15 protein-coding genes are annotated in these 17,939 nt (G+C 46.4%); 14 read left to right on the forward strand and 1 reads right to left on the reverse strand.

Going from position 1 to position 17,939, the window contains the following annotated elements; translation table 11 throughout:
* Nucleotides 1-44: 44 nt before the first annotated feature.
* Genes K325_RS0105645 through K325_RS18230 form a run of 6 tightly spaced genes read left to right on the forward strand, consistent with a single transcriptional unit; the run spans nucleotide 45 to nucleotide 6,786 of the window.
* Complete coding sequence (locus K325_RS0105645) at nucleotides 45-1,217, forward strand: porin family protein (RefSeq protein WP_228128394.1); 1,173 nt, start codon at nucleotides 45-47, stop codon at nucleotides 1,215-1,217.
* A 22-nt stretch (nucleotides 1,218-1,239) separates the two neighbouring features.
* Complete coding sequence (locus tag K325_RS0105650) at nucleotides 1,240-2,145, forward strand: XrtA system polysaccharide deacetylase (protein ID WP_036193129.1); 906 nt, start codon at nucleotides 1,240-1,242, stop codon at nucleotides 2,143-2,145.
* A complete protein-coding gene (locus K325_RS0105655) occupies nucleotides 2,142-3,299 on the forward strand; it encodes a glycosyltransferase family 2 protein (RefSeq protein WP_029653295.1) in 1,158 nt (385 codons plus the stop codon). Before K325_RS0105650 ends, K325_RS0105655 begins: the two co-directional genes overlap by 4 nt.
* Nucleotides 3,300-3,357: 58 nt before the next feature.
* Nucleotides 3,358-4,431, forward strand: a complete 1,074-nt coding sequence (locus K325_RS0105660; RefSeq protein WP_228128395.1) for a glycosyltransferase — start codon at nucleotides 3,358-3,360, stop codon at nucleotides 4,429-4,431.
* On the forward strand, nucleotides 4,428-5,693 hold the full coding sequence (locus K325_RS0105665; RefSeq protein ID WP_029653297.1) for a phenylacetate--CoA ligase family protein: 1,266 nt from the start codon (nucleotides 4,428-4,430) through the stop codon (nucleotides 5,691-5,693). The genes K325_RS0105660 and K325_RS0105665 overlap by 4 nt, the downstream gene beginning before the upstream one ends.
* Entirely contained in the window at nucleotides 5,680-6,786 is a 1,107-nt protein-coding gene (locus tag K325_RS18230) for a CapA family protein (protein ID WP_051146577.1), read from the forward strand. Before K325_RS0105665 ends, K325_RS18230 begins: the two co-directional genes overlap by 14 nt.
* A 3-nt stretch (nucleotides 6,787-6,789) precedes the next feature.
* On the opposite strand, the gene K325_RS0105675 is transcribed toward K325_RS18230, so the two are convergent.
* Nucleotides 6,790-7,977 carry a glycosyltransferase family 4 protein gene (locus K325_RS0105675; RefSeq protein ID WP_029653299.1) on the reverse strand — a complete coding sequence of 396 codons (1,188 nt, stop codon included), beginning with the start codon at nucleotides 7,975-7,977 and terminating at the stop codon, nucleotides 6,790-6,792.
* Nucleotides 7,978-8,252: 275 nt separating this feature from the next.
* On the opposite strand from K325_RS0105675, the gene K325_RS0105680 reads away from it, so the two are divergent.
* The 8 genes from K325_RS0105680 to K325_RS0105715 all read left to right on the forward strand — a co-directional run bounded on the left by K325_RS0105680 (nucleotide 8,253) and on the right by K325_RS0105715 (nucleotide 17,939).
* Complete coding sequence (locus K325_RS0105680) at nucleotides 8,253-9,698, forward strand: hypothetical protein (protein ID WP_029653300.1); 1,446 nt, start codon at nucleotides 8,253-8,255, stop codon at nucleotides 9,696-9,698.
* Nucleotides 9,699-9,865: 167 nt separating this feature from the next.
* The gene (locus tag K325_RS0105685; protein ID WP_036193131.1) at nucleotides 9,866-10,756 is read left to right on the forward strand and encodes a polysaccharide deacetylase family protein; all 891 of its coding nucleotides are present in this window, start codon (nucleotides 9,866-9,868) and stop codon (nucleotides 10,754-10,756) included.
* Nucleotides 10,741-11,877 (forward strand): glycosyltransferase family 4 protein, encoded by a 1,137-nt coding sequence (locus K325_RS0105690; RefSeq protein WP_156836572.1) that lies wholly within the window; start codon nucleotides 10,741-10,743, stop codon nucleotides 11,875-11,877. The genes K325_RS0105685 and K325_RS0105690 overlap by 16 nt, the downstream gene beginning before the upstream one ends.
* Before the next feature lie 31 nt (nucleotides 11,878-11,908).
* Complete coding sequence (locus K325_RS0105695; RefSeq protein ID WP_029653303.1) at nucleotides 11,909-12,790, forward strand: glycosyltransferase family 2 protein; 882 nt, start codon at nucleotides 11,909-11,911, stop codon at nucleotides 12,788-12,790.
* Nucleotides 12,791-12,815: 25 nt separating this feature from the next.
* A complete protein-coding gene (locus K325_RS0105700) occupies nucleotides 12,816-13,922 on the forward strand; it encodes a glycosyltransferase (RefSeq protein WP_029653304.1) in 1,107 nt (368 codons plus the stop codon).
* Nucleotides 13,923-13,963: 41 nt separating this feature from the next.
* Nucleotides 13,964-15,289: an O-antigen ligase family protein gene (locus tag K325_RS0105705; protein WP_228128396.1), complete on the forward strand. Its 1,326-nt coding sequence runs from the start codon at nucleotides 13,964-13,966 to the stop codon at nucleotides 15,287-15,289.
* A 21-nt stretch (nucleotides 15,290-15,310) separates the two neighbouring features.
* Nucleotides 15,311-16,420, forward strand: a complete 1,110-nt coding sequence (locus tag K325_RS0105710; protein ID WP_029653306.1) for a glycosyltransferase family 4 protein — start codon at nucleotides 15,311-15,313, stop codon at nucleotides 16,418-16,420.
* A 4-nt stretch (nucleotides 16,421-16,424) separates the two neighbouring features.
* A complete protein-coding gene (locus tag K325_RS0105715; RefSeq protein ID WP_029653307.1) occupies nucleotides 16,425-17,939 on the forward strand; it encodes an oligosaccharide flippase family protein in 1,515 nt (504 codons plus the stop codon).

The raw sequence follows: 17,939 nt of genomic DNA on the forward strand, positions 1-17,939 counted from the left end.
TATGTTCGCTCCCGGCCCAGGCGCAGACGGAAGTCACGATCGGAATGGATAGCCGTTTTACGGATAACGCCCGCAAATCATACCGCGACGAATCCAGTGATCTTGAAGCCAGAACCTATCTTACCGCTGGATACAAAATGGATCCGGGGCGTTGCAACGCCGACTTTAAGGGCACGCTTGGTTATTCCTATTGGCAGGATGATAGCTTTGAAAGTGAAAGCTTTGCCGAGATGGATTTCCTGGGTGATTGTGAATTGGCTAATCAATTGTATTGGGAAGTCGCTAACAATCTGCGGGAGGTCAACCCGGATTCACGCGAAAGCGATACGCCTGACAATCGAACCCGGAAAAACGTATTTAGTACAGGCCCACGGTATCTGTGGCGGTTGAACGATACTAACTGGCTAAACCTGTCTGCACGATACGCGAATACGTCGTATGACGATCCGGAAGAAACAGACAGTGAGCGATACACAGGTTCTGTAGCGTGGAATCACCTGTTCAGTCCTACCTTTACCGGAGGTGTGAGTGCTTCTCACAGTCGAACGGAGTTTGATTATGGTGCAGAAGTTGACGTTACCAGTGTCCAGTTAACGTTTGAAAACAGATGGATTAGCACATCGGTGTCTGGGTCGATCGGGGTTAGCGAGATTGAGACGGATTATGCAAACAGTCAGCAATCGAGCGATGGATTGGTTGGGCAGCTGGATCTTACCCGCACGATAAACCCGAGCCTTGAGTGGTATCTCAATGCGTCCCGGGAGCTAACCGATCGAACCTCAACGCTAGATCTGCGGTTTGGCGACTTTGAATTTAACCTTCGGGAAAGTATTACCGTTGAGAATACGGCACTGAAAACAGGCCTTAATAAACGATTTTCTGATGTTTCTTCCTTGAATGCCGGAGTGTACGCCTATCGTTCGGACTATCTGGATAGCGAAGAAACGGAAGATAAGATTGGGGTGAATATTCGTTATTCCAGGCGACTGGCAGAACTGACTTCGGGGTTCGTTTCTCTTGGTTTTGACCAGCAGAGCTATGACAGTGACGATACAGCAGACGACGTAGCCCGGCTTTCATTCGGTGTGGAGCATCAGGCGACCCGTGACCTTAACCTGATGGCCAGAGCAGGGCGTGACACGAAGCGCAGTGATGAGCGTAACCGGGAATACGATGAGAACTGGGTTTTGGTTGGGCTGGAATACCGACTGCGCTGATCAACACAGGAAGTGCAAGGCTATGGCCACTAACGAAATGATAGAAAATGCCCTGACCATTGATGTCGAAGACTATTTTCAGGTGGCTGCGCTTGCCGAGGCTGTCCGCTATGACGACTGGTCTTCCATGGAATATCGGGTTGAGGCGAATACAGACCGTATTCTTGCTGTATTTGACCAGGCCGGGGTTAAAGCGACCTTTTTTACCTTGGGGTGGGTCGCAGAGCGTTCTCCCGAATTGGTGCGGAGGATAGCTGCTCATGGGCACGAGGTGGCGAGTCATGGATACAGTCATCAGTTGATTTATAATCAGACGCCCGACGTATTCGAGGAAGAAACCCGTCGCTCCAAAGGTATTCTCGAGGACATCCTTGGTACACCTATAACGGGTTACAGGGCTGCGAGTTATTCCATTACCAATCGATCCAGGTGGGCGCTTGATATCCTGGCTGAGCAGGGTTTCACATGGGATTCATCAATATTCCCTGTGCGACACGACCGTTATGGAATGCCGGGAACTCCCCGGTGGCCACACCGCCTGAAAACAGACAGAGGCTATGAACTGGCGGAGTTCCCGTTGAGCACCTTTAAATTGCCTGGTTATACACTGCCAATCGCAGGCGGTGGCTATTTTCGTTTGTTCCCATACTGGTTCAGCCGTTTCGGGCTTGGCTCTATTAATCGCCAGGATCGCCCGTTTGTGTTCTATCTGCATCCATGGGAAGTCGATCCAGGTCAGCCGCGTCTTGATGTGAAATGGCTATCCCGGTTCAGACACTACAACAATCTTGATATATGTGAACAAAGGCTCTCCCGTTTGTTGGCACATTTCCGGTTCACGACCATGAGCCGGGTGCTTAAGAATGAGGGCATTCTTGCGTCTGGCTCTGACCAGCTTGGTTCTGGCTCTGCTGTAGGTGTTGCATGATGGTTGTTGTTTTCTGGGTATCTTTTCTTTTACTGGCCTACATTTATTTTGGCTACCCCGTGCTCATCAAACTTCTGGCCGGCGTTGGCGCCGCCCCGGTTAAAAAAGATAGTAATTATCAGCCCAAGGTTTCTATCCTTGTTGCGGCTTACAACGAGGCCAAGGATATTGAGGCTACGCTCCGGAACAAGCTTGCGCTGGACTACCCGATGGACCAGCTGGAAATTCTTGTGGTTTCCGATGAATCGGACGATGGAACAGATGAGATTGTCCAGTCGATTGCTCATGATGCGTCTTGCCCGGTCAAATTATTCCGTCAGGTACCGCGCCAAGGTAAAACTGCGGGGCTCAACCTGCTCAAACAGCATGCGGAGGGGGATATCCTGGCGTTCTCGGATGCAAATTCCGAGTGGGATTCCAGGGCCTTAACAGCGCTGGTGAGTAATTTCAACGATCCGTCAGTGGGTTACGTAACTGGAAAGATGGTTTACGTGAACCCTGAAGGCGCGTTGATCGGTGACGGTTGTAGTGCTTATATGAAGTATGAGAACTGGCTGAGAGCGCAGGAAACTCAGGTGGGTTCCGTGGTGGGTGTGGACGGTGGCATTGATGCCATGCGTAAAGAACTGCATACCGAGCTGCGTGCTGATCAGTTACCGGACTTTGTTCAGCCGCTAAAAGTGGTTGAACAGGGATACCGGGTTGTTTACGAACCCGAAGCGTTGCTCAAGGAAGAAGCGTTGAGTGACGGAGGAAGTGAGTTTAGCATGCGTGTGCGGGTAAGCCTGCGCGCGCTGTGGGCGCTAAAAGATATGAAGCAGCTGATGAACCCGGCCAACTATCCGCGTTTTGCCTGGCAGCTTATCTCCCACAAGCTACTTCGCTACGCCGCCTTTGCGCCCATGGTAACCCTTGCGTTTGCGGCGCTCTACCTCGCTCCAGCGAAAGGGCTGTATGCATTAGCCGCTATCGGTTACGCGCTGTTTCTCTATTTCGCGTGGGCGGGCTATCAAAAAGAGAGCCAGGGGCAGTCGCTTTCTATAGTTTACGCCTTGCCTTACTACTTTGTGTTGTTAAACCTTGCGTCTTTTAAGGCATTCGTCGCCTTCTCCAAGGGCGAAAAGAAGGTTGTCTGGAATCCAAGGAAGGGCTGAAGTGAGTATTCGGGTGCTACACCTTATCGATAGTGGCGGGCTATATGGAGCTGAGCGAATGCTCTTGGCCCTCGTTGAAGCGCAGCGGGAGTTTGGGCTCGAGCCTATGATTCTAAGCGTCGGTGAGCCGGGTATTGAGGCAAAAGCAATTGAGAAGGAAGCTGATCGCTTGGGGCTTCCATTGAAAACATGGCGTATGAAGCCCGGCTTGAACAGAGATGAGACTCTTCGTATCTGTCGATGGGCGGACGACTGGGGTGCGGCGTTGGTTCATTCCCATGGGTATAAATTCAATATTTTGTTGGGGTTGTTTGGTCGCTTTAAAAAAGAGATTCCGTTTGTCGCAACGCTACATGGCTATGTTCATGCTCCGTTGTTCACTCGCATGTGGGTTTACGAGAAACTGGATAGGCTCTTTTTAAGACGAATGAGTGCGGTCGTAGTGGTGGGGGAAGCAATGAGAAAGGAGCTTCCGAGGGCCCTTCGTTACTCCGAAAAAGTTGCCGTAATTCGGAACGGCTTGAAAGTTGAAAGTGTTCTTCAAAAAGCGAAAGACCCTATCCCCGGAGAGGTCGATGCGTTCATTTTGGGCCATGACCGGGTCATTCTGGGTGTGGGGCGTCTGTCATCAGAAAAGCAGTTCGCGAAGCTCATTTTGTCTTTTGAAGAACTCAGACAGCGTTTTCCAAGCGCGGGTTTAGTTATAGCGGGTGATGGTTATCTGAGAGACTCGCTGGAACAGCATATTTCTGGGCGTGCATTGGATAAACATGTTCTGTTGGCCGGATATTGCCCGAATATTCCCGCAATCATGGCTAGATCAAATATCTTAGCTATCTCATCTGCAACCGAGGGGCTTCCAATTACCTTACTTGAAGCAATGGCCCTTCGACTTCCAGTTGTTTCCACGTCTGTGGGTGAGATTCCCGAAGTTCTTGAGAATGGTGCAAACGGGGTCCTCATAACGAATGTTGAAGAGGAACTTGTTGATGCGATGGAAAACGCATTGGCTGATAGCAATGCTGCTCGTGAAAGATCCGAACGAGCAAGCAAAAAACTGGCGCGTGAACTCTCTGCGCTAGCAATGGCCGAGCAGTATTCAGTCGTTTATGAAAGAGCTTTGGCATCATGAGGCTTTGGTGTTTCCTTCGTTATCTGATTGCTCGGCTGACATTTTTCGCTCTGCGTTTGCCTGTCTCCAGGTTAGAAAGAGAAGTATCTGAGTTGTGGCGCTTGGCTCCGGAGCAAAGAAAAAAACGTTTAGACGAGACGCTAAAATCGATTCGTCCAAGGGGCGAGAATGGACAATGCGTTAGTAGTGTTGCTCAAGTAGTTGACCAAAGGCCCTTAACCAAGAGCACGTTTCGCGATAGTGCTAGCAATGCTCCGAAGACGGCATCGGGATACTCTCGCCACACTGCGGGTACGACGGGGGATCCAACGCATATTCTTCTCTCGAAAGACGAGTTGGCACAAATGCTTGCCGTACGCTCGTATTGCTATCGTCACCATGGCATACGCTTGGGGCAACGAGAGGCGCGTATCTGGGGTAGGGCAGCAAACACCTTTGGATCAAAAGTTCGTGATTTCCTGCTCAACCGAAAAGTTTTTTATCCAGCCGAGTGTAATGCAAAGGATACAGTTTCAGAACTTGTTAGCTGGAAACCCCAGTATGTTTACGGTTATACCTCCCTAATTCTGGAGGCTGCCCAGATTATTGAAGAGAACGGATTCAAGCCAGACGGAGTGAAAGCAGTGATATGCACGGCGGAATCAATACTGCCAGCACAAAAAAGGTTTATTAGTTCCGCGTTTGGTGCCCCGGTGCTCGAAGAATATGGATCTACAGAGTTCGATATTATCGCTTTCGAATGCAAAAAGGGACATTTGCACTTCGTGAATCCTTGGCTCTGGGTGGAGTCAGAATATGACTCTGCCTTGATTACCGATGTCTCGCGTAATTCTCAAAGCCTCGTCCGTTACAAACTGGGAGATACCTTCAAAGCTCTTGAGAGTAGTTGTGAATTATTAGGGGATGCAAGGGTGATAGAGGAGCTACAGGGGCGGACAGCTCAACAATTTGCGTATTTAACCCCAGAGCACAAGTTCCATGCAGTGGTATTCGGTAGGGCGCTTGATGCCTATATGAATGAGTTTCATGAGTGCTTCAAGTTCACCGTATCGCAGACAGAAATGGGGGAGTTCCAACTCTATGTTTCGTCAAACCCTTTGCGTGGCGCTGATCATCTAAAGAATTGGGTCAATCTGGAGCTAAGAGCTCAGCTTAACGAGCAGCAGGATTTAATTACGACCGTCAACGCCGGTGAGGATCTGATGCGTAGCGGTAAGCATACCTACTTTTTTCAGGATCTGGACGTTCATGTCAATGGATAATAAAGCCCTACGAATCTCAGCAGTGGGAGATATCTCCCTTGGGGATCATCCTGTCTGTGTCGGCCACGGTATGCGCAGCACGTTTTCCAAGCGTGGATTTCGTGTCCTGGACGACATTTCACGGTGTTTCGAAAATGCAGATACAGTGATTGCCAATCTAGAGACAGTAACCTCTGATTTGGGGCTAAGACCAAGGAAGCTAGCCTCATTTGAGATGCGTGGAAACCCCGAGCACCTTAGCTTTTTACGACAAGCCGGAATTGATGTGCTCTGTGTTGCGAACAACCATGCGATGCAGCACGGCGAAGCCGCGTTCTGGGATACGGTGTCTAATATTCGCAATGCCGGGATGGATGTCATTGGGCTTGAATCTGAAAACTGTACGAATGTCCATACTATTTCGCATGGAGGCCTCGAAAGTCATATTTTTAATGTTTCCATGAGGCCGGAGGAATGGGCCGAAGACAAAACAAATCTTCCCTATAGCAATCGACAAGATCGGGAAAAGCTCTTGGCAGAGGTTAGGCGGTTGAGAGCTTCGTGTACGGGCTTTCTGATTTGTTCAATCCACTGGGGGCTTGAATTCTTGGATTATCCTTCGCCAACCCAAGTGGAGATTGGTAGGGCGTTGGTAGACGCTGGGGTCGACGTGGTTTTTGGACATCATTCGCACGTTGTACAGCCGGTCGAGCGATACAAGCAAGGTGTTATTTTTTACTCTCTTGGCAACTTCGTTTTTGATCTCTGGTCTGAAAGTACAAAACAGACTCTGGTTGCTGAAGTTGAACTGGAGCCAGGCCAACGCCCTAAGTACAGTTGGGTGCCTGTTATGATTGATAAGGATTTTCGGTTAAGAATCGCCGACCAAGTGACCAAAGCCTCGGTGGATTCACTATTATCATGGGAACGTTTTGAAAAGATGGAAAATAAACCCACTACGGATGAAGAATACGTGGCAAGATATAAGGTTGAGGAATTACGATTCAGGTACTCCAGCTATCGTTATTTTCTTAGGAATATCACCCGCTATCCTCCGGACTTTCTGGTTCAGTCCCTGGCAAGAACCGCTTACAGGCGGCTTACCGGGACTTGAAGTCTATTTGCCCAGTGAATTAATGACTGCGTGAAGGCGCTTCTCATCATTAGACCAATTGTATTGCGATTGAACTGCGCAAACTCCATTTTTTCCGAGGGTTGCACGGAGTTCAGGACACCTGAGCATTTGAAGTTTCTCAGCAATATCTTTGATGTCGAGGTCCTTGCATACCAAGCCTGATTCAGTTTCGTTGACGATCCTTTTTATTGGCTCTACCTCGGTAGCCAAAACCGGAAGACCGGCAAGCATGTAGTCAAATATTTTGTTCGGAATGGTGTGGTTCCAATGGGGGCATACTCGGTAGGTGAGAGCGCCAACATTCGCTTGCGCCATTAATTCATCAACCTGATGGTGTTCCAGCCATCCGTGAATAGTCACTGACTGTTGCAGGTTTAGCTCTTTAACACGACGAATCAAGTGCTCCCGCTCTGCTCCTTTGCCGACAATGTCGATTTTGAGCGAGCTGGATTCGTTGCCCATTTTTATGAATTCAGAAGCTGCTTCGATGAGGAGGTCCAAGCCTCGTAGTTTGGTTAAGAACCCTACGTAGACCAAGCGAAGGGTATGCCCTTCGTGAGTGTGTTTCGTACCAGAAAACTTTGTGGTGGGTGGGGTGTTACTGACGATTGTTACACGATCCGGATTGACGCCTTTTCTCAATAGTCGGTCGCGGGATTCTTCGATCATCACGAGCGTATGGTCGAGCTTAGGTAGAATCTGGGATTCGTACCTTTCGGCTAAAGCTGGGCTTTTGGTAATCGATTCCAACGTTTTGCCCGCACTGAACTTTCGGGCAGAGGCATACATGTAGGGATAGACTTCCGCCATGTCCAGAACTACTTTTGCTCCTTTTGGCTTCGCGACAAGCAGCGCCGTTTTAACTAAGGGGATATCCCGAACAATAACGATTGGTTGTTCAGACTGTGATATTGCTTGACGAAGTGTACGAATCCAAAGGGGACTGAACCAGAATGGAATGTTCGCTAGTTTTCGGAGTAGTGAGTTGTTGCTACCGATAACCGGGAGTCTGATGACAGAGAGGCCGTCACTAACCTCGACAGAACTGAAGCCAGAAAGGTTGCGAGCAACGATAGTGATATTATGACCTTCGTCCCTCAAGCTTTTGGCAATTTTCTCAACCCTTACGTCCCAAGGGTAGTCTTCCTTGTAAAGAATAAATATATCCATTTCAGATCCGTGTGGTGTTGTCTTTCAGGGCCTACCTTATCAAAAAACATTATAAGCTATCTCGCCCAATGGATTGAAGAAACTAACGAAAATGGGCGTTGTTTAGAGTTCGTAGTCGCAAAATCTGAGACAATGGTTAATATTAAAGTACACACCAGAGCGATCATGGCTGGGGAAGGGGTTTCCGGTTTTTCCTCCAACTTTTTGATAACTTTGGGGATTTTTCTAGATAGAAACATTGGCTATATGCAGTAGCATAGCCGGAGGAGATGGAAATGAACATTTTATCCGCATTTTTGGTCTCAACGGGGCGAGCTCAGGGGTGGGTCAAGGTTGCTGCCGTGCTGGGATTGTCGGTGATGTCCGTTTGTGTTTTAGCAGCTCCGACCCTTTCGGGCATTGAGTCGGGAGCTGCCAGTGGTCTTCAGTCTGGACAAACTATTACAATAGTTGGTTCGGGTTTCGGATTGAAAGAGCAGGGCGCTCCCGTACTTTATGATCATGCTGATATTACTTGGGAAAATGGTAAGGCCAATAAATATCAGTCGACGTTTAGAGACATGACGTTGGTTAAGCGTGTAGATGCTGACCCTAACACTATTTGGACAAAACCATCATTACCGGAAGAGCACAGTACCGGAATGTTGGTGACAAGCTCCAGACAGACTAGAGATGGTGACCCCGGATTTCACTACTATGGAAAGGGTAATGTAAATTTTCTCGGTTGGCCAAGAGCAAGCGGAGGAGAAAAAAACAACTATCAGTCTTCTCGGATGTATTCAGCTTTTTGGATAAAAATGCCATTTGATTTGACCAATTACTACGCTATACCGGCTGAGAAAAGCCCGTCTTCTTTCCTGAGTGGCGATAGCGAAAGTTACGGAGAGGCACTAAAGATTGAGGGAGTGTCAGGTCTAGGTAAGGTAATATCATATGAGAAAGTGGGTTCACTTCCGAGTGGTTGGTTGTTTATAGAGCCCCCCAAGGGAGTAACAATAAAAGAACTCGTTGGTAAGCGAATTGTTGGGATTGAATCGGGCACAGAAGTCGTGTTTCCTGCATCGTCTTCTTCAGGAAAGTTCGATCAGTATGGCTTCCTCTCTCCGAGAGGAAAATATGCTCGGTTTTGGTCCGATCCAAGTGGAACTGGCTATCGCTTTTCTCTCGCCAATTTGGGGCTGGCTGGGACAGGATCATCTATTTGGGCAAATTCCTTTGGCAGCCTATCTCCTCTGCCTGGGAGATGGAACTTGTTTGAAATTGAAATTGACCTGGGGGCAAACCCAAGTCTTACTGCCTGGTTAAATGGTAGAGTATATTTAGCAAGCGATAACGATTGGGCTGAAGCGTTAAAAAACTCCTCGGTGAATGATCCAACGGGGCTAACTATCGCTCTTTTGGGAATTGATGATTTCATGCCAGTGCCGTTTACGGTGGAGTTAGATGATATTTATCTAGATAAAAGCTTGCACCGGGTGCTTTTGTGTAACCGACCTACAATTGAAGATGTAAGGGGGCAGGATTCTCACTGTGAGGTTCAGCGTCCGTTTTTTTGGGATGATAGAAAAATCTCGATAGAATTTGATTTAGGGGCGCTACGCAAAGAGAAGGATAGCGTCTATCTCTATGTTTTCGACTCTACTGGAGACGTCAACCTGAAAGGCTGGGAACTGAACGAGGTTAACGCGCCGTTGCCGCCGAAGGATTTCCAGGCTCAGTAAATACGGCTTTCAAGGAACGATTGATGTTGTCATTCTCAGAATTAGTAAGAACGATAGGCCCATACGGGGGATATAAGCTTGCATCAAAGCTAACAAGAAGTTATCCCCGTATTCTGATGTATCATAGGTTTTCGATGAAGGGAGGTAGTGGGTCACTAAGTAAAGGAATGTTGGAAAGACAGTTCTCATATCTGAAGGAGAACTTTGACGTTCTATCTCTTAGTGATGCGCTTAGTGAGTGTGACTCCCCAATTAGTAAAAAGAAACCTATCGTGTCACTGACTATTGATGATGGGTATCGAGATTTCTATGAATTTTGCTTTCCTTTGCTGAAAAAGTACGAGTTCCCTGCGACTTTCTATGTCGCTACCGATTTTGTCGGTCAAGGTATCTGGCTGTGGCACGATAAGTTGAAATGGATTATTGATAGCAATAGTGTTATTTCTGAAAGTTTATACATAAAAGAGCATAAATATACTCCTGAATATTGGTGTAATAATAAAGATACACTTTGGCGGGATCTGGTTAGCGTTATGCTCCGGATGTCGGGTGAAGAAATCGAAAATATTTTAGATAAGCTATCGTTTTTGACTAAAGCTAAGATTCCTGAATCACCGACCGCTGACTATTGTTCGGTCTCTTGGGCCGAGTTGCGGGAAATGCAGGCTGCTCGAGTGTCGATCGGTGGCCATACTAAGAGCCATTATAGTCTCGGTCATCTTTCGGTGGGTGATGTTAAATCTCAAGTATTGGGATGTCGCGACCACTTGTCTCACGAATTAGGCGAGCAAAGTCGACACTTTTGCTTCCCTAATGGTCAGCCGGCCGATATTACTGGATCTGCTAAGGCTATGGTAAAGAGTGCAGGCTTCGAATCTGCTGTAGCTGCCTACTATGATAAGAGTGGAGTAACTGACAGATTTTCAATGTCTCGTCACGGTGTAGGGGAAAGTTGGTTTGAGTTTCAAAAGTCTGTCTGGGGTATAGATAGGCTTGGTGCTCAACTTTTTAATCGAAATAGTACGTTTGATTGGGGTGAAGTGTGTCCTCAAAAGTAAATTTGCTAGGATTGATTCAAGGCTGGAAGTTTCAGGAAAAAAAAGGCTCTGCTTTTTATAATTTGTTTTGCCAACTTCGCCAATCTGGAAATATGTGCGATGTGGCGGATTTTGAAATGCCCAAAGTGCTTAGGAAGGCATTTTTCCTCAGAAATTTATCGACCAGCAAGGAGCGATGGAATGTTAAAGACCAGCTAGATGTTGGTCGGTATCGGTTAGCGGGGCTATATGCTCGGGATGCCGTTGGAGAAATTCAGGCGTCATATAATTCGGTAATTCAAATAGGGTCTAGTTTCTGTATAGGCAAATCTCCGATTATAAAAAAAAATGAAATTCCTTTGTTTTCTTATCATGATAATAATTTTTCTAGTTATGTGAGGTCAGTTAGGCCAGGTGTTGTGGGGCATAATCATCTCCGGCGGGCATTCAGGTTTGAACAGGGTGTTTACGAGTCTCTCACTCGAGTGTTTACAATGAGTAAAACTTTGCGTAAATCGTTTATCGAGGATTTTGGGCTCCCTGAAGAAAAAGTTGTATATGCGGGGTTTGGAAGCCCGTTTTTTCGGAATGGGGCGATTGATAAAGATTATAGTCAAAGGAATATTGTTTTTGTCGCAACCCACTCGTTTGAAGCTAAAGGAGGAAGAGAGCTTTTGGATGCGTTTCGAAGAGCTCGGAAGGTTGTTCCTGGTTTAACTTTAACTATGATAGGGAAAGACTGGGGTGTTGATGAGCCCGGTATAAAATGTTTGGGATTCCTCGATAAGCGAAATGAGGCCGATTTGTCTATATATAAGCGCTCATTTGAGGAGGCCTCCCTATTCATACTGCCCTCCCATAATGAAGCTTTTGGTGAGGTCTTCATAGAGGCGATGTCCTATGGTGTTCCGTGTATCGGTACTAAAACAGGAGTCATGCCCGAAATTATTGAGGGAAATAAGGCCGGATTTGTTGTTAATCCGGGGGACTCGAGGGAGTTAACTCGTTTAATAATTGAGTTGATTGAATCTGAAGATGAGCTTAGAAAGCTCGGTCAAGCAGGTTTTCAGGCTGTTAATAATGAGTACCAGTGGTCGACCGTTACCTCTAGAATAATAAACGCGATAGAACCATTTGTTTAATAAAGATTTCGAGATTAAATTAGGTGATTAAATGAATGAAAGGCCACTGGTGTCGGTTATAGTTCCATCCTATAATCGTGCCAAGTATATTGAGCAAGCTATTGAGTCCGCTTGCTTGCAGAGCTATAAGCCCATAGAGATAATTGTAGTAGATGATGGATCAACGGATGACAGTCTGACATTGTTACGCCGTTTTGAGGCTTCTGGGCGAATAAGACTTTTTACTCATCCTGATCATGAAAATAAGGGGCAGTCAAGGTCGCTCAATTTGGGGATTCTACATTGCGTTGGAGACTATGTATCTATTTTAGATAGTGATGACTATTTTGCCCCAAGAAAGATAGAGCAACAGATTGCATTTCTTGAGAAATTTAAGAATGTCGGTATGGTCTACGGTCAAGGACACGCCGTCGATGCCGAAGGCCGTTTTCTATTCAAGGTTCCCGGCGATAGCCATACTGAAACAAGTGATCCTAATAATCTTCTTCTTGATTGTTATATGGCACTACCGGGAGGCTCCCTGATAAGGCGCTCAGTATTCACCAGGGTCGGAATGTTTGAAGAGTCCTTTAGAGCTGGCCAGGATCATGACATGGCGCTGCGTATCATGGAAGAATTTAAAGTGGCGTTCCTTCCTGAAGTTGCTTTTTTTTACCGAAAGCACGGCGAATCAATCAGCGCAAATGGTCTGGAGACTCGTTGGCGCACTGGTATGCAGATTCTTAAGCGAGCAAAAAATCGTTATCCATATGAAAAATGCACAATACGAAAACGCAAGGCAGTGATAAACTATAGGCTCGGCCAGGTTTACTGGACGCGTGGTCAAAAGTGGCGTTCGCTTGGCTATCTCACTGCTTCGGGATTCCTCGACCCTTTAAGAGCAGCTAGGGTATTGCTCGGTTCCAAAATTTAAGAACAGTTTTTATAGGGTCAAAGAAATGCCCGTACCTATTCTGTACGTGATCGATAGTTTCAAGAATCCTCACGCCGGCACTGAGGGACAGCTCTACCAGTTGGTTCAAGGGCTTGATCGAAGCCGGTTTTCTCCCCACCTTTTAGTGTTTCAGGACTCCGTTTACCTGAAGCAGAACGGTTTTCCCTGCAATTATACCGTCTTAGGGCGTTCCGGCCTCACCAACCCGTTGGCGTGGTTTGCACTTTGCAAGGTAGCCAAAAAGTTTCGGAAGAGTGGTGGGAAAATCGTTCATGCATTTTTTATCGATCCGTCAATCATGTGTCCGTTTATATTTAAACCGTTTGGAATTCATGCGATTATATCGCGAAGGGATATGGGGTATTGGTACACGCGAAAGTACCTTTTCTTATTGCGTTTATCGGGACGTCTTGTCTCCTCCGTAATTGCCAACAGCGACGCTGTGAAGGATATAGTGTCCAATAGTGAAAGAATTTCACGAGATGAAATAAACGTCATTTATAATGGTTACGAGGCAAAGATTGAGCGGGTCTCGATCCCTGATGAGGTTCTCTTGTTGCGTAAACAGTATCCTGATGCTGTTTTTGGTGTGATTGTAGCAAATATTCGTCCACTAAAAAGAATCTCCGATGCGATAACTGCTTTGGCTACGGTAGTCCAAAGGAGCGGCAATCTACATTTGGTCGTAGTGGGTGATGGTGACCATAGTGGGTTGAGCCAAACGGCTGAAGCTTTGGGTGTGGGAGAGCGGGTTCATTTCTTGGGGCGTCGTTCAGATGTTGCCGATTGCTTACCCGGCTTTGACATTGGACTGCTTTGTTCGGAGTCGGAGGGGTTCTCTAATTCCATTGTGGAGTATATGCGAGCTGGCCTTCCAGTGGTTTGTAGTTCAGTTGGTGGAAACCCTGAAGCAGTTGAGCACGGCGTATCCGGATATCTCTATGAGTGCGGTAATATTAGTGCGCTTTCAGATGGTCTTATGAAGCTGGTTCTTGATAAAGCCCTGAGAGATAAAATCGGGGCGTCGGCACTGGCATCATCTGAGGCTAGATTTAGTGATAAAGTAATGCTAGAGAAGCATCAGGATGTTTATAGCGAGCTTATCTCATGACCTTAAGCAGGAGCAGTTTTGGGTGGTCTCCTAAGAGTAAAGTGTCGGGGTTGCTGGTAAGTGCTTTCACTTTCTATTTCTTCCTTTATTTTGTTATCGATTTTTTTATTAGATTTTCTGCACGGTTTCCTGCTTATGGTGTTATTCGTCCTACGTTAATAGAGGTTTTAATTCTTCTGGTACTTTTGTTTTCTCAGAAGGATAAATTTAAGCATAAAATGGATGACCCGGTTTTTAAGGGTTTTTTTGTTCTTATTGGTTATATTATAATATCTATTCCATTTGTTGAGTGGCCAGGGAGTGTCGTTAGGACAAATCTTGACCCCTTCGTAAAGGCATCAGTTTTTCTTTTCTTCGTGGCCATATTTGTCGATACCGAGAGACGTCTTAAGATTTTTTTGTTTGTTTTTGTCGGTTGTCAAATTTTTCGGGTTTTGGAGCCGCTTTACCTTAATATTACAAGTGGGTATTGGGGGAGTTCGACTTACTTAAGTTCAAAAGAGTTTGCAAATAGACTTGCTGGAGCTCCTGCTGATGTCATTAATCCTAATGAATTAGGGTTTGTTATAGCGACGGCTATTCCATTTCTTCATTACTTGCTTTGGCCGCTTAGTTGGAAAGCAAAATCACTCTATTTGCTTCTAATGCCGATGCTACTATACGCCCTCATATTGACGATGTCCCGAGGTGGATTTATCGCACTTATTGTCGTTGCTTTTTTTGTATTCAAAGAGTCAAAAAGCAAGTTCCGACTACTAATCGTTGGGGTCTTGGCAGCAGTTCTAGCTTTTTCGGTTATGACACCAGTTCAGAAGGAGCGATACTTATCTCTGATTGATCGAGATGCTGAAGGGGGGGCTTCAGCAGAAGGTCGGATCAGAGGTATGGTTAATGAGTTTAAGCTGGGGATGAGCAGGCCAATCTTTGGTCACGGTCTTGGTACGACACCTGAGGCGAAAGTCCATAAGTTGGGTGCTCGCCAGGCTAGCCATAATCTTTATGCTGAAGTGCTCATAGAGCTAGGAATTGTTGGTTTTCTGATTTTCATGGCTTTTCTTTCGAAAATAATAAAGAAGCTTTTTTTTGTAAGGTCCAGTTTCTCAAAGCTAAATTTGGATAGTCTTGATTTTTATTCTAGATTGAATAAGTCGTTAATAACTTTGTTTTGGATGTATGCAGTTTATAGTATAAATTATTGGGGTTTGTCTCAATACTATTGGTATTTGTTTGCTGGTTTAGTTATAGCTTTTTATAATTTGGCTTTGGAAAAGGTTGAAGGGAAGTCTGGATGTTGCTCTGGAAGTAATGTTACCCATCATGGTTCCAGATTTAGGTTGGCGAATAAAGTTAGAAATAGAGTCTTATAGTTTTCTTGTGAAGGTTTAGATATGGATGTTCTTATGACTGCTTTGCAGCCTGGTGGAGGTATAAAAACCTTTTTCAGGTATATATATGGGGAAGAGTGCTATAAAGACTGTGTTTTCACCTTGTTTGCGCCAGATCATGGGTTGTCTGATTATTTAAATAAATGCTTGGGGGAAAATAAGATCAGGCTCGTCGAGTCTCCTGAGGACCCGTTGTCTTTCGTGAGAGAGCTTAGAAAGCTTTTGAAAAAGACGTCTTCTGATTTAGTCCACTCCCATGGTTTCGGAGCTGGTTTGCTCACAGAGGTTTCCAGAATAGGGTTAAAACGAAGGCATTTGATGACAGCTCATGATGTTTTTTTGGATTCGCAGTTCCACGGTGGAATAGGCTCAGCAAAAAAGTTCGCGATGGCTCGCCTGTTCCAGCGCATCGACGCTATTCATACTGTTACGGAGGATGCTACAGAAAACTTTCGGACATTTTTTCCGAACGTACCGGGCAAGCGACTCTATCCGGTTTTACACGGGGTTGATACTGATTACTTTGCGAACGAACCCGCTTCGGAGCTTAGGGCACTGTTGGGCGAGGGGGAAGATACGCGTCTTATCGGATTCTTTGGTAGGTTCATGGGGCAGAAAGGATTCCGAACCCTGGTTGATGCAATAGAACGACTCAAGTCAACCGGATTTCAGCCTTTGCCAAAGGTTGTAACCTTCGGTTGGGGAGGCTATATCCGAGAAGACTATCAATATATAGAAGAAAAGGGGCTTTCTGAACATTTCATACAAATGCCAGGCACTGACAATATGCCTTCGATGATTAAGGCAGTCGATATGGTTGCGATGCCCTCTCGGTGGGAGGCCTGTGGCTTATTGGCGATGGAGGTCCTATCCGCCGGTATCCCGCTTCTATCATCCAATTGCATCGGGTTGCGGGAGGTTGTCGCTGGTAGTCCCGCCCGCACGTTCCGGCCGGGAGACGATGGCGGGTTGGCGAATCTGATTAGGGCTGAGGCTGAGCAAAGCAGTAAGCAGGCATTTATCGATTACCAACCCATAGCCGTGGAACGGTTCCGCATAGATAGGCCGGCTCAGGAACTTCGAGCACTTTATGATCAACTTGTAGGGTCATAAATCAATGATTCGTACCCTGCTTGTTAACACCGGCTCAAACGTTCTCGTAATGTTTGTTAAACTTATTATCACTTTCGTGATGACACCGGTTTTTGTCCATAACCTTGGCAAGTACGATTATGGATTATGGGAGATGATTGGTGCTGTGATTGGCTATATGGGGATCTTGGACCTAGGGCTTCGTCCAGCAATTAGCCGATACGCTGCCAAGCATCTTGCAGAAGACGATGAGGAGGCCCTCCAGTCGGTTTATATGTCTGCTCTTGTATTCATGGCTATCGTGGGTGTTCTATTATTTTTATTTTTTTTCTGCTGGGGTGTTTGGTTTTCCAGCGGTTTATCCCCGAATTATGACGCCAATCAAAAATATACTTTATTCCTTATTATTATTGGTGCCTATCTACTGATCTCTTTCCCGGGGTATGTTGCAGAAAGCTATTTGGAAGGATTTCAGAAATATTACCTAAAGAATAACGTAACGATTATAAATTCTGTTGTTGGTTCTGTCCTGTTGTATAGCTTTATCACTCCGGAAAATGGTTTGGTTCTTCTTGCAACGATTAATGCGATTGGTCTGACGATAAAATACCTTTTATTTATGTGGATACTTTCAAGGCCAGCTTATGGATCTATTCGCGCACAGATGGGTACGTTTTCTTCTAGCCGCTTGCGGGAACTGATCGTTTTTGGATTTAAGTCGTTCATTCAGGGGATTGCCACCCGAGTGGAGAATGCCACGGATGTTTTGGTTATTGGGGTGATAATGGGGCCGGCGATGGTGCCTTTTTACAGCATTCCAGCTAATTTGACTCAGCACATACGCGGCTTGGGGTGGACATTAACTCATGCCTTTATGCCTCTGTTCAGCGGCCTGAGTGCAAAGGCAGAAAATGAGACTATTCGGCAAGTTTTCCTCATTTCATCCCGTTACGTTGTTAGCATTTTGTTTGCTATGGGCACTGGTGCTCTGTTGCTTGGTGCGCCGTTTATCTCGGTATGGCTAGGCCCGGAGTTTGGTGAAAAAGCCAAGTGGCTTATTCTGTTTCTGGTTTTCTTTACTATATTGCCATTCATCAACCCATTTGCCAGTCGCTATCTCACGGCTATCAACAAGCATGGAATCTTTGCTCGCCTCACGCCTTTGGCCGCTGCATTAAATATCGGCCTCAGCCTTGTTTTGGTTCATCCGTTTGGACTAGAGGGGGTCGCCTTTGCTTCGGTCGTTCCCGGGTTGATTTTTGTGCCATTGTATCTTCGGTATACCTGTCGGCATCTGGAGTTGCCAGTCAGGCAATATCTGCGGGCGTCTGTGTTGCCTGGGTTCTTGCCGGCGGGTTTGATGGCGCTGATTATCCTGTCGCTTGGTGAATACCTAGTGTACGACTCCTATAGCCATATCATGCTTGGGGCTGTCTTGGGTAGCTTGGGCTGGCTGGCAGCCTTTTGGTTGCTGGTGCTTAACCGGGATGAACGGGATTACGTGGGCGATCGACTGGCTCGCATTGCAGGAAGGAAGTAG

This window comes from Marinobacter daepoensis DSM 16072 (assembly GCF_000421165.1).
GTDB lineage: Bacteria > Pseudomonadota > Gammaproteobacteria > Pseudomonadales > Oleiphilaceae > Marinobacter > Marinobacter daepoensis.

What these genes read in the sequence shown, in the direction of transcription:
- K325_RS18230 (WP_051146577.1), top strand. Translation starts at nt 5,680, where the DNA reads ATGTCAATGGATAATAAAGCCCTACGAATCTCAGCAGTGGGAGATATC.
- K325_RS0105665 (WP_029653297.1), top strand. Translation starts at nt 4,428, where the DNA reads ATGAGGCTTTGGTGTTTCCTTCGTTATCTGATTGCTCGGCTGACATTT.
- K325_RS0105700 (WP_029653304.1), top strand. Translation starts at nt 12,816, where the DNA reads ATGCCCGTACCTATTCTGTACGTGATCGATAGTTTCAAGAATCCTCAC.
- K325_RS0105660 (WP_228128395.1), top strand. Translation starts at nt 3,358, where the DNA reads ATGCTCTTGGCCCTCGTTGAAGCGCAGCGGGAGTTTGGGCTCGAGCCT.
- K325_RS0105675 (WP_029653299.1), bottom strand. Translation starts at nt 7,977, where the DNA reads ATGGATATATTTATTCTTTACAAGGAAGACTACCCTTGGGACGTAAGG.
- K325_RS0105685 (WP_036193131.1), top strand. Translation starts at nt 9,866, where the DNA reads ATGTTGGAAAGACAGTTCTCATATCTGAAGGAGAACTTTGACGTTCTA.
- K325_RS0105650 (WP_036193129.1), top strand. Translation starts at nt 1,240, where the DNA reads ATGGCCACTAACGAAATGATAGAAAATGCCCTGACCATTGATGTCGAA.
- K325_RS0105645 (WP_228128394.1), top strand. Translation starts at nt 45, where the DNA reads ATGGATAGCCGTTTTACGGATAACGCCCGCAAATCATACCGCGACGAA.
- K325_RS0105655 (WP_029653295.1), top strand. Translation starts at nt 2,142, where the DNA reads ATGATGGTTGTTGTTTTCTGGGTATCTTTTCTTTTACTGGCCTACATT.
- K325_RS0105680 (WP_029653300.1), top strand. Translation starts at nt 8,253, where the DNA reads ATGAACATTTTATCCGCATTTTTGGTCTCAACGGGGCGAGCTCAGGGG.
- K325_RS0105695 (WP_029653303.1), top strand. Translation starts at nt 11,909, where the DNA reads ATGAATGAAAGGCCACTGGTGTCGGTTATAGTTCCATCCTATAATCGT.
- K325_RS0105715 (WP_029653307.1), top strand. Translation starts at nt 16,425, where the DNA reads ATGATTCGTACCCTGCTTGTTAACACCGGCTCAAACGTTCTCGTAATG.
- K325_RS0105710 (WP_029653306.1), top strand. Translation starts at nt 15,311, where the DNA reads ATGGATGTTCTTATGACTGCTTTGCAGCCTGGTGGAGGTATAAAAACC.